Below are 12,347 nucleotides of genomic sequence, written 5' to 3' on the forward strand. Positions count from 1 at the left end.
GCAGTTGTCAGTCTCACGCTCCATCCTCTATAATGAATGAGGATTGGAGGTGGGCTCATTGTTGAAAGCGAAATCACGCTGGCAACTGGCAGCTTACGATGAACAATTGGCAGCGTCCATTGCTGCTGAGTGTGGGTTGACTCCGCTTGTTTCCAAGCTGTTGGTGATTCGCGGTCTTGATTCACCACAGAAGGCTCGAGACTTTCTTCACGCAGGTCCCCAGCTGTTCCATGACCCATTCTTGCTGCATGGCATGGAGGAGAGCGTACATCGCATCAGGCAAGCCATCGAGAAGAGAGAACCGATCTGTATTTACGGAGATTACGATGCGGATGGAGTCAGTTCGACATCGTTAATGGTACATTTGTTGCGACAATTGGGCGCGGTATTTGATTACTACATCCCCAACCGATTTACAGAAGGGTATGGGTTACATAAAGACGCACTCTCTCAACTTCACCAGAGCGGTTACAAGCTGATCATTACTGTCGATACCGGGATCAGTGCGGTAGAGCAGGTAGAATTTGCGAACCAACTGGGTCTTGAGGTCATCGTAACCGACCACCACGAACCTCCGGCTGTCATCCCGGAGGCATTTGCTGTGATTAATCCGAAAAAGCCGGGCTGTTCGTACCCGTTTGATATGCTGGCGGGTGTAGGTGTGGCTTTCAAGCTCGGGCATGCGCTTCTGGGAGAAGCTCCCTTGCATCTCGCCGATCTGGCAGCATTGGGAACTATCGCCGACCTCGTTCCGCTGGTAGACGAAAACCGTATCTTGGCGAGAGCAGGTTTAAAACGCTTGAACCAGACTCGAAATGTCGGACTGCAGGCGCTCGTCCGCGTGTGTGGACTAGCCGATACCGAGCTGTCAGCCGGCCATGTCGGATTTGCACTCGGACCGCGGTTGAATGCTAGCGGAAGGCTGGAGACAGCAGAATCGGCAGTCAAGCTGTTGACGACAGAAGACCCCGCCGAAGCGGAGCAATGCGCCCAAGCTTTGGACGACCTGAATCGTGAGAGACAAGAGCTCGTGCAGACGATGACCGAAGAAGCGATTCAGATGGTGCATGAGCATTTTCCGCCTGACGATCATAAGGTACTGGTGGTAGCTAAGGAAGGCTGGAACGTCGGAGTCGTGGGGATTGTCGCCTCTCGCCTGGTGGAGACTTTCTATCGGCCTACCATTGTACTCGGGATCGATCCCGTCAAAGGTACAGCCAAGGGTTCTGCACGCAGCATTGCTGGTTATGATATGTATGAGGCGCTGACGGCTTGCAAGGAATGGCTGCCGCACTTTGGCGGACATACGATGGCAGCAGGCATGACATTGCCTACGGAAAACCTCGACCCGCTGCGTCAGCGCTTAAATGAGCTGGCCAAAGAGTGGCTGACCCCTGAAGACTTTACACCGCTGACCAAGGTGGATGTATCCATGGACATACAGGAAGTCAGTCTGGATGCCGCTGAGCAGCTCGAACAGCTGGCCCCGTACGGAATGGGGAACCCTACACCGCTTGTCCTGCTCGAAGACGTGGAAACCAGCGGGATGCGCACCATTGGTCGAGATGACAATCACTTGAAGTGCTCCTTGCAAAAAGCGGGGACGACCGTTGACGCCATAGGCTTCAACTGGGCCCATGTCACGAAAAAGGTAACGCCCAAAGCGAAGTTCCGCGTGCTTGGCGAGCTATCCGTCAACGAATGGAACGGGAATCGCAAACCGCAGTTGACCATACGTGATCTGGCGGTGCCTCATCAGCAAGTGTTTGACTGGAGGGGAAGCCGAGATAAATGGGACAAATGGCTTTTGCTAGCGGCAGAGCCGAATTCCCGCACGATCTTGTTTCGGGAAGAAAGTTACGAGTCGCTGAGCTCAAAGGCTACGGCTGAGCAGGTGCAGTCCATCGTTTTGGTAGGGGTCGCTCCTTTCAAGGAGACAGCTTCCACGCTGCAAAATGTGGTTCTGTACGACATGCCCAAGAGCCGTGCCCAATTGAAGGAGATCTTGGCCGAGGTAAGTCAGGCAGAACGCATCTACTGCCTGTTTGGTGACCCTGATCTGGGAATGGAAAAGCTATCTTGCCCTGGGCGTGAGCACTTCAAGCAATTGTACCAATTTCTTTTGCAAGTGCCTGTGGTCCCGCAGATTCATTTGGATGCACTGGCTAAAAAGCTGAAGTGGAAGCGCAATCTGCTAGACGGCATGATCGCCATCTTCATGGAGCTCGGGTTTCTGGCAGAAGAGCCAGGACAGTACCGACTGCAAAATCCCGAGGGAAAACGTCCTCTGGAGAGCTCCATGCTTTACCAGGCTTGGAAGGAAGAATCCGAGCTGGCAACGGACTTGCTGCTGTCATCTTCAGATGAATTGATTCGAACGCTTCATCAGTTGGTGGAACCTGCCACCTTATAGGAGGAATTATTCATGGATTTCAAACAATACATTCGCGTCATTCCTGATTTCCCGCAGCCTGGGATTCGCTTCAAAGACATCACGACGCTGCTCAAAGACGGTCCAGCATACCGCGCTGCGATCGAGGAGCTGGCTGTTTTTGCTCGTGAAGTTCAGGCAGACGTCATCGCAGGACCGGAAGCACGCGGGTTTGTCGTAGGTGCGCCACTGTCTTATGAAATGAGCATCGGGTTTGTACCGATCCGCAAGTCTGGCAAGCTGCCATACGAATCCATCAAAGCAGACTACGACCTCGAATACGGAAAGGATGCTCTCGCCGTGCACGTCGATGCGATTGTGCCTGGGCAACGTGTGCTGATCGCGGACGACCTGCTTGCGACGGGTGGGACCATCGAGACTACGATCAACCTGATTGAACAACTGGGAGGAAAAGTCGTGGGAGCAGCGTTCTTCATCGAGCTGTCTTACCTGGATGGACGCAAAAAAATCGGAGACATCCCAGTGAAATCCTTGGTGCAATATTAATAACGTAGCAACCTGAAAACGGGCCGAACGCCCGTTTTTTGCTTATTTCCTAGACTGTTCATACTTTACAGGGGAAATCAGCTTTACAATACGAACGACTTACAAGATAATAGTATGAAATAGACATGATTATCTTTTTCCATCCTAACGCAGAACGATTTTGTGAACCGGCTTCGCAGGTCTTTTTTTTACTATCAGAAAGTGAGACGGCTTCGCCTACGGCAAGGCAAGCTCGGTTTTCTCATATACTATCGTTTTTCTGTCGTTCTTTCTCTGGCAGGCTGATAGGAAAGTCCATGCAAAGGCTTCGACCGGCTCCTTCGTAAGAACTTCAATCAGAAGCTTTTTTTACCGTATAGGAATTCGTCAGTCGAACACACTCATGAATTCAGGAGCACATGACGAAGTACCTCAGCGCCCGCTTCATGCGTTGCTGCGGTATAACTTTCCGCGTAAGCGCGGTCGCCCAACTTTGAGCAAACCTCAGTCGAGGCTTTGTTATGAGAGGATAAGGGAAGGGAACTATGATTACCGGCATTGATGAGGTAGTAAAAAAAGCTAGCACGTATTTATCCGAGACGGATTTAGATCTGATTACACGCGCGTATCAGTTGGCTGATCAAGCACACGAGGGCCAGGTGAGAAAATCCGGTGTTCCGTACATCATGCACCCGATCGCCGTAGCGGGCATTCTCGCTAACCTGCACATGGATGCAGTCACGATCGCAGCGGGCTTTTTGCACGATGTCGTAGAAGACACCGAGATCACACTTGATTACCTTCGGGAGCAGTTTGGACCGGATGTGGCCCTCTTGGTTGACGGCGTGACGAAGCTGGAAAAAATTAAATACAAATCCAAAGAAGAGCAGCTCGCGGAAAACCACCGCAAGATGCTGATTGCTATGGCTCAGGATATCCGGGTCATCATGATCAAGCTGGCTGACCGTTTGCACAACATGCGAACTTTGCGGCACATGTCAGAAGAAAAGCAGCGGGAAATTTCCGATGAGACGCTGGAGATTTTCGCACCACTGGCTCACCGCTTGGGGATCGCGTCTGTCAAATGGGAGCTGGAAGACACATCCCTTCGCTACTTGAATCCCCAACAGTACTACCGGATCGTCAATCTGATGCAGAAGAAGCGGGTAGAGCGCGAAGCCTATCTGAACGAAGCCTCTGATACGATCCGCGAGAAATTGGGCGAGCTGAATATCGAGGCGGAGATCTCCGGCAGACCGAAGCACATCTACAGCATCTACAAGAAGATGACGAAGCAAAACAAGCAGTTCAACGAGATTTACGACCTGCTTGCCCTGCGCATCATCGTGAATGACATCCGCGACTGCTATGCGGTCCTGGGGATTGTCCATACCTTGTGGAAGCCGATGCCGGGACGCTTCAAAGACTATATTGCAATGCCGAAAACCAACATGTACCAGTCCTTGCATACGACGGTGATCGGACCAAAAGGCGAACCGCTGGAAGTGCAAATCCGCACGTGGGATATGCATCAGACGGCAGAGATCGGGATCGCGGCTCACTGGGCCTACAAAGAGGGCAAAAATGTCGTGCAAGGCTCGTTCGCCGAGAAGCTGGGCAATCTGCGTGAGATGATCGAAGGCGGCTCTGAAGAAGCGCCAAACGCTCAGGAATTCATGGAAAGCCTCAAGCAAGACCTGTTCTCGGATACGGTATTCGTTTTCACACCAAAAGGCGATGTCGTAGAGCTCCCGAAAGGCTCCGTGCCGCTCGACTTCTCCTACCGGATTCACTCCGCTGTCGGAAATCGAACGATCGGTGCGAAAGTGAACGGCAAGATCGTGCCGCTCGACTATGCGATGAAGACCGGAGATATCATTGAAATTCTGACCTCCAAGCATTCGTACGGACCGAGCCAGGATTGGCTCAAGATGGCGAAGTCCGCGCATGCCCGCAACAAAATCAAGCAATGGTTCAAGAAAGAGAAGCGCGAAGAAAACGTCGCAAAAGGGCAGCAGATGGTGGAAGCTGAGGTCAAGGCCCGCAGCTTTGACATCAAGGAAGCGATGACGGAGGCAAACCTGAAGGAAGCAGCGGCGCGGTTCAACTTCCAGGGGGCCGAGGACATGTTCGCAGCGGTCGGCTACGGTGGAATCACCGCTTCGCAAATCGTGACTCGTCTGGTCGACAAGCTGCGTCGGGAGCGGGAAGAGCAGAATCCAGTCATCCCTGAATACAAGCCGAATCCCGCCCAGCATGCTGGAAAGAGCGAATCCGGGGTCAAAGTACGCGGTGTAGACAACCTGTTGGTACGTATATCCCGCTGCTGTACGCCGGTCCCAGGTGACCAGATCATCGGGTTCATCACGAGAGGCCGCGGTGTTTCCGTGCATAGGCTCGACTGCCCGAATGTGCTGACAGATGAATGCACGGAACGACTGATCGACGTCGAATGGGACACCGATTTCAAGCACAACTTCAATGTGGAGATCGAAATCACGGGCAATGATCGCAGCGGCCTCCTGAACGACGTGCTTCAAGTCGTTGCAGAGACCAAAACGAACATCGCTGCTGTGAGTGGAAAGGCGGACAAAAACCGTGTCGCAACCATTCACATGACGATTTCCATCAGCAATGTGGATCATCTGCAAAAGGTTGTGGAGCGCATCAAGCGCATCAAGGATATTTATTCGGTTCGCCGGATTTTGAGCACCTAGTCCTTCGTGGATTGGGTGTTCTTCTTTACATAAATGTGTCAGCAGCGAAGAGAAAGGAATGGACGAGAGATGAGAGTAGTCGTGCAGCGCACCCGGGAAGCGAGTGTAACAGTAGCAGGAGAAGTAGTGGGACAGATCGAGCACGGCTTGATGCTGCTCGTGGGAATTACACACGAGGATGGCGAAAAGGAAGTGGAATTCGTCGCCGATAAAATAGCCAACCTGCGCATCTTTGAAGACGAGGAAGGGAAAATGAATCACTCCGTATTGGAGACAGGCGGTCAGATCCTTTCTGTCTCTCAATTCACGCTGTACGGCGATTGTCGCAAAGGGAGAAGACCCAATTTCATGGCGGCGGCGAGACCAGAGCACGCAGAGCCTTTGTATGAGCTCTTCAACAAAAAGCTGCGGGAAAAAGGGCTGCAAGTGGAGACGGGACGCTTTGGCGCGATGATGGATGTCCGCCTGCTCAACGACGGGCCTGTTACACTGATTGTAGAATCGTAATGGAGACAGGGGGGCGTACGTATGGGGCGTGAAGCGCTGGTAGTAGGCGGCAGTGGAATGCTTGCTGATGCGACCATCTGGCTGGCCCGTGAAGGCTACCATGTGAGCGTGGTTGGGCGGGATCGAGGCAGGCTGGAACGAGTCGCAAATGATTCGTCCACACCTGATCGGTTTACCCTTCTGGACTTGGACTACCAAGACTCCACAGCGCTTTTGCAGGCGATGGCGAGGCTTCAATCCGATCGAGGTGAGATGGATCTGGTTGTGGCGTGGATCCACCAGACGGCTCCGGAGGCGTTGTCGATCATCCAGCGGGCATTTTCCGGGCAGGAAAAGGCGTGGCGCTTGTATCATGTTTGCGGGAGTCGAGCATGGATCGATCCTCCCACAGTGCAGGAGGTCCCTTCATGCCTGTATCGCCGCATCATCCTCGGTTTTGTGCCGGGAGAGCCTGCATCCCGTTGGCTGACAAATGATGAGATCGCAGGAGGAGTCGTACAGGCGATCAAAGCTGATCGTCCGCAGTCTATCGTGGGGAGCGTGGAGCCGTGGGAGAAACGGCCCGGCTACTGATGCATATCGTAGGCAAGAAAAAAGAACGCGGGAGCTTTTGTCCTGCGTTCTTTTTGTTATATGAGCGCTTAGCTGCCTTGCGTGTTTTGCGAGGAGAAGAACTGGATGATCCCTTTGTATAGGCCTTCCGCGGCCAAATCCTGCTGTTTTTCGGAGCGGACGCGAACCTCCTCGTTGTAGTTGGAGAGGAAGCCGATCTCTGCCAAAATGGAAGTCACGGGATTTTCACGCAAGACGAAGTAATCTCCAAAGCGGGATTGCAGGTCTTTGTAGTTTGTGGCTTTGACCAGCTCATTTTGAACCAGGGAGGCCAGCTTGCTGGAGTTGCCTTGGTTGTAGTAGAAAACGATCGAGCCGTTTGTGGCGGTATTGGGATGCGTGTTGTGATGGACACTGACGAATATATCGGCTTTGTTTACGATGGCGACATCCACACGTTGCTGCAAAGTCAGCTTGCGATCGTCCGGCCTGGTCATGATGACTTTTGCCCCAGCCGCTTCGAGCTTGTTGCGCAGCAAAAGAGCCACTTGCAGGTTGACCGTCTTTTCCAAAGTGGAAAAGCTCAAGCCTGTTGCGCCATTGTCGTTGCCGCCATGGCCTGCGTCCACGACGATGACCTTTCCGGCCAATTCATTGGAACGGATCACGGCAGGCGTGCCACTGGCGGAAACGAGCCATCCTGCGATGTATCCGCTAGTACCGTTGCCCAGGGTCACTTGGAACCAATCTCCTGCTTTGTTTGTGATCGCAAACTTTTCTCCGGTCTGCGCGAGCGAGATGACATCATGCTCAGTACCTGGGCCGGAGCGAATATTCGTATCAGGATTGATGATGGTGACGTAAGGTCCGCTCGGTGTAGGATAAGTCGGTTGGGAGACCGTGACGAGCCAACCTGCGACCCATCCCGTTTTGCCATCTGGAGCCTGTACGCGGTACCATTCGCCTTGTTTTTCCATGATGGTCAGCGTGGTGCCAATTGCCAAGGTCCCGAGAATTCCACTGGAAGTGTTGGCCCCGCTGCGCAAATTGAGTCCGTCCGTATTCACTCTGGCTGTTTGTTTGGCAGCAGATGGCTGTCCGGTTGGCCCAGGAGTGACGACGGGTGGCTGTGCAGGAGTACCTGAGGTGTCCGCGGCCTCTCCAGCACCGGTAGTCGGAAGGGAAGGCATCGAGCCTTCATCTGTGGAAAACCAGGCGTTTACCCCATCGTATTGAAATTGAATCCAGCCGTTCTGCTGCTTGATGACCGTGACATTTTCTCCCGCGTGCAGCTGTCCGATTGCTGGCGTACTGGCATCGGGCGTGGCATACACGTAGGGGGCAAATTCCAGAGTGAGGCTGGCCCCTTGCACGGCACCCGGCTTTGCAGGTGTGCCTCCGTCTGCTTGTGTGACGGGCGGAGTGGTTGGAGTAGGGGGAGGTGCTGCAGGATTTGCCTGTCCACCGCTCGTGGTCTCCTTGACCAACCAGGAAGCCACCCAGCCTTTTGTCTGACCAGAGAGCTGAATCTGTATCCATTGCCCATTTTTTTGCACGATAGGGTAGCGCGTTCCCGGATTGATCGTCTGTACGACGGCATATGTCTGGCCGGGACCTGAGCGCACATTGAGTCCATCGGTTGTGCTCTCGATCTGGGGTGCAGGTGCAGCCGTCTGCTGGGCTGTGACTAGCCAGTTGGCCACCCAACCTGTTTTGCCATCCGGCAGTTTTACTTGTATCCAGTCATTTTTCGTGGCGACGACTGGCAATGCCGTTTTCATAGGGAGTGTAGTGATGATGGTATCCTGAAGGCTTGGACCTGAACGGACGTTGAGCTTGTCCACAGAAACCTGAACAGAACCGGCGGCCCAAGCTGTTGTGAGTGGGAGAGAAACGGCGCATGCGATAGTCAGGAGCGACATCAGGAACTTTTGACGAAACACTTGTGTGACATCCTTTCCAGCTGATTGATGTTTGTCAATCTTCTTTTTCTTGCCTCTTTTTGGCAAAGTTTTTTTGCAAAGGTATCTTTTTCGCCTCGTATCCTGCTTTTTCCTGCATCTTCCGACAAACTTCTTCACGGTTTTCGAGGGTTGTTTTTCCCGCTTGGCGGCAATAATAGGGGAAGAACATTGCAACCAGGAGGAATACGGCGTGAGACAGTCAGACAAGGAAACATTCGCCCAGGACCTGAACCGAAAACTGTTTTCCGTCGATTTTCACGATTTTTTGGAAAAAGAGTCGACGCTCAATGACGTGGAAATGTCGAGGGAGTTCAACATCAGCGTGAGAGATGTCCAGCATTTGCGCAGAAAACGGAAGTAATGGACAGGATTGCTTGTAGGTGTTGCCGCTCGGATGGTTGACCTGCTTACTTCCGGTCAGCTAAGATGTAGAGTGGCATACTGAAGGGCAGGTGTAGCTATGATTGAGATTACGTGCGTGGGACACGCATTTGAGCGGGAGCTTTCCCTGATTCTCGCTTTGTTTTATGAAGACCCGCAGCTCGCGTTCACGAGCCAGTGGACAGATGAGCCGGGCTTAAAGCTCAGACTCACCCTGACGCTGCGTGAAGACGGCGTGCTGGCGACAGGAGAATTATTTGACGGTACTCGTCAAATCCATCACCAGGTCAATCGCAGCTATGTGTCCCGCGAAGAAAAAGCGATGCGCAAAACGGCGAAGCAAGCTCTTTGCTATGCTTTGCTGTTAATACTGGAAGAATATACAGGAATGGAGCAAGGCTGGGGGATCTTGACAGGCATCCGCCCGACGAAGCTGCTGCACCAGATGAATGTGGCCGGAATCGGGAAAGCCGAGGCGCATCAGCGATTGCAAGAAGATGTGATCCTGCGCCCGTACAAGCTGCAGCTCCTCCAGAATATCGTGGATCGGCAACTGCAGGTCGTACCGGATCTGTACCAGATCGACCAGGAGCTGTCCGTGTACATCGGGATTCCATTCTGCCCGACGAAATGCGCGTATTGCACGTTCCCTGCCTATGCGATTCGCAGCCATACGGCATCGGTCAATCCGTTTCTCGAGGGACTCCACTACGAAATGGAGCAGCTCGGAAAATGGCTTACGGACAACGATCAGCGGATCACTTCGATCTACTTTGGCGGAGGGACGCCGACGAGCATTACGGCCGACGACATGGATCAGCTGTTCCAGACGATGCACCGCTCTTTTCCGCACATGGATAAGGTCAGGGAGCTGACGGTAGAGGCTGGAAGACCGGATACGATCACCCGGGAGAAGCTGGATGTCATGAAGCGCTGGGAAGTGGACCGGATCAGCATCAATCCGCAATCGTTCACGCAGGAGACGCTGAATGCAATCGGCAGACATCACACCGTCGAAGAAACGATCGAGAAGTACCACCTCGCCATGGAGATGGGCCTCACCAATATCAACATGGACTTGATCATCGGCCTGCCTAACGAAGGTGTGGCCGAGCTCGCACACAGTCTGCAGGAAGTGGAAAAGCTCATGCCAGCTTCCCTGACGGTCCATACGTTGTCGTTCAAGCGTGCATCGGAAATGACGCAAAACAAGGAACGCTACAAAGTGGCAAGCCGCGAAGAAATCAGTGAAATGATGGAAATGGCGTCGAGTTGGACTGCGGCAAACGGATACGACCCATACTACCTGTACCGTCAGAAAAACATTCTGGGGAATCTGGAGAATGTCGGCTACTCCAAGCCAGGTCAGGAGAGCATCTACAACATCATGATCATGGAAGAGGTCCAGACCATTCTCGGCCTCGGCTGTGGAGCGGTATCCAAGCTGATGGCGCCGGGAAGCGGCAAGCTGACACGCTGGCCGAACCCAAAGGATCCCAAGACGTACAACGATACGTATCGGGTACTGGTAGAGAACAAGCTTCGTGATCTGGACGACATATATTTCGGAAAAGCCACTTCTCTGGCACAATAATTGCTTTGTAAAAAAACTTTTATAATAGCGCCTGTTGACTCCGAGTAAGCAGGTTTGCTATGATTCACAATAAGCTTTTGAAACAGGAATATGGATCTGATGACGGGAACAAGTATCCAAGAGACGATATTCAGAGAGAGAGTGCCGTGGCTGAGAGTGCTCTCATAGACGACTTGGTGAATGACATCCCCGAAGACCGCAGTGAACGGCAGAAGCTGCATTGGCTTCCTCAGTAACTGACAGGCGTCCGCCGGCGTTATCGGCTTTATGAAGAGGAGTGACTCAACGGTCGCTCAATCAGGGTGGCACCACGGGAGTTAAAACCAGTCTCTCGTCCCTGACCTGTAGTTTGCGCTACAGGTCAGGCGGCGAGGGGCTTTTTTATTTTCTTAATCATAATGGGGGTTCAGACGAATGACGCGCATTCAAATTCCTCGCGGTACGCAGGACATCATGCCCGGTACCGTAGAGCTGTGGCACTACGTGGAGGCCAAAGCCCGCGATTTGTGCCGACGCTCCAATTATCAGGAAATCCGCACTCCGCTGTTTGAGAGCACTGAGCTGTTCCAGCGCGGCGTAGGCGAGACCACCGACATCGTGGAAAAAGAGATGTACAGTGTGGCGAATCCACGCAGCACGGATGCCCTCACACTGCGTCCAGAGGGGACGGCCGGGGTCGTTCGCTCCTATGTGGAGAACAAATTGTACGGCTCACCGAATCAACCGACGAAGCTGTACTACCTGGGGCCGATGTTCCGGCATGAGCGCCCACAGGCAGGCCGTTACCGTCAATTTGTTCAGTTTGGTGCAGAAGCGATCGGGTCCAGTGACCCGGCGATTGACGCGGAAGTGATCGGCCTTGCGATTCGTCTGTATCAGGAGCTGGGCTTGACTGGACTCAGCGTCGAGCTGAACAGCGTAGGCACGCTGGAAGACCGCGCTCATCACCGCGAGCATCTGCTGGCTCATCTGAATGGCGTGCGGACTGAGCTGTGCGAGGATTGCCAATCCCGGATCGATCGAAATCCGCTGCGCGTGCTCGACTGCAAAAACGAGAAGTGCAAGTCTCTGACCAAAGATGCGCCATCGATTCTCGACTACTTGAGCGAAGAGTCGGCTGCACATTTTGAAGCCGTGAAAGGCTACCTGACCGCGCTGGATATCCCGTACCACGTGAATCCACGTCTGGTTCGCGGGCTGGATTACTACACCCTGACCGCGTTTGAGATCAAGATGGCAGAGATCGGTGCGGTAGAGACCTTGTGCGGCGGCGGCCGCTACAACGGGCTGGTGGCAGAGCTCGGCGGCGATGATATGCCGGGTATCGGCTTTGCACTCAGCATCGAGCGATTGCTGCTGGCGCTGGAAAAACAAGGCGTGCAGCTGCCGATCAGTGGTGGGATCGATTGCTTCGTAGTCGTACAATCGCCAGAGGCAAAAACACAGGCATTCGTCCTCGTGGATCAATTGCGTCGGGCGGGAATTGCGGCTGAGCTCGATTACCTCGATCGCAAAATGAAGGCACAGCTGAAGCAAGCCGATCGCCTGTCTGCTCGTTTTACCGCGATCATCGGTGAGACGGAGCTGGCAAACGGCACTGTCGTATTGAAAGAGATGGCAACAGGCGAACAGCAAGAGGTCAAACGAGATGAGCTCGTGACCGCGCTGAGCGCAAAATTACAACCTACAATCTAGGAATTGAGTGGAGGATATCA

General features: G+C 53.4%; 9 protein-coding genes and 1 other annotated feature. Of the genes, 8 read left to right on the top strand and 1 reads right to left on the bottom strand.

The window, feature by feature from the left end; genetic code table 11:
- Positions 1-58: 58 nt before the first annotated feature.
- The 5 genes from recJ (at position 59) to JNE38_RS10120 (ending at position 6,714) form a co-directional block, all read left to right on the top strand.
- Positions 59-2,413 carry a single-stranded-DNA-specific exonuclease RecJ gene (recJ, locus tag JNE38_RS10100; RefSeq protein ID WP_203356436.1) on the top strand — a complete coding sequence of 785 codons (2,355 nt, stop codon included), beginning with the start codon at positions 59-61 and terminating at the stop codon, positions 2,411-2,413.
- Positions 2,414-2,425: 12 nt separating this feature from the next.
- The gene (locus tag JNE38_RS10105; RefSeq protein WP_203356437.1) at positions 2,426-2,938 is read left to right on the top strand and encodes an adenine phosphoribosyltransferase; all 513 of its coding nucleotides are present in this window, start codon (positions 2,426-2,428) and stop codon (positions 2,936-2,938) included.
- Positions 2,939-3,462: 524 nt separating this feature from the next.
- A complete protein-coding gene (locus JNE38_RS10110; protein WP_203356438.1) occupies positions 3,463-5,634 on the top strand; it encodes a RelA/SpoT family protein in 2,172 nt (723 codons plus the stop codon).
- Between the two features lie 69 nt (positions 5,635-5,703).
- Entirely contained in the window at positions 5,704-6,141 is a 438-nt protein-coding gene (gene dtd / locus JNE38_RS10115) for a D-aminoacyl-tRNA deacylase (protein WP_203356439.1), read from the top strand.
- Positions 6,142-6,162: 21 nt separating this feature from the next.
- Positions 6,163-6,714, top strand: a complete 552-nt coding sequence (locus tag JNE38_RS10120; protein WP_203356440.1) for a short-chain dehydrogenase — start codon at positions 6,163-6,165, stop codon at positions 6,712-6,714.
- A gap of 68 nt (positions 6,715-6,782) precedes the next feature.
- On the opposite strand, the gene JNE38_RS10125 is transcribed toward JNE38_RS10120, so the two are convergent.
- The gene (locus JNE38_RS10125) at positions 6,783-8,615 is read right to left on the bottom strand and encodes an N-acetylmuramoyl-L-alanine amidase family protein (RefSeq protein ID WP_203357493.1); all 1,833 of its coding nucleotides are present in this window, start codon (positions 8,613-8,615) and stop codon (positions 6,783-6,785) included.
- Positions 8,616-8,847: 232 nt separating this feature from the next.
- On the opposite strand from JNE38_RS10125, the gene JNE38_RS10130 reads away from it, so the two are divergent.
- The 3 genes from JNE38_RS10130 (at position 8,848) to hisS (ending at position 12,327) form a co-directional block, all read left to right on the top strand.
- On the top strand, positions 8,848-9,018 hold the full coding sequence (locus tag JNE38_RS10130; protein WP_203356441.1) for a hypothetical protein: 171 nt from the start codon (positions 8,848-8,850) through the stop codon (positions 9,016-9,018).
- Between the two features lie 99 nt (positions 9,019-9,117).
- Positions 9,118-10,632, top strand: a complete 1,515-nt coding sequence (locus JNE38_RS10135; RefSeq protein WP_203356442.1) for a coproporphyrinogen III oxidase — start codon at positions 9,118-9,120, stop codon at positions 10,630-10,632.
- A gap of 90 nt (positions 10,633-10,722) precedes the next feature.
- Positions 10,723-10,974, top strand: a binding site (T-box leader).
- Between the two features lie 72 nt (positions 10,975-11,046).
- A complete protein-coding gene (hisS, locus tag JNE38_RS10140; protein ID WP_203356443.1) occupies positions 11,047-12,327 on the top strand; it encodes a histidine--tRNA ligase in 1,281 nt (426 codons plus the stop codon).
- The last annotated feature ends 20 nt before the right edge of the window (positions 12,328-12,347 follow it).

Source organism: Brevibacillus choshinensis (assembly GCF_016811915.1).
GTDB classification, from domain to species: domain Bacteria; phylum Bacillota; class Bacilli; order Brevibacillales; family Brevibacillaceae; genus Brevibacillus; species Brevibacillus choshinensis_A.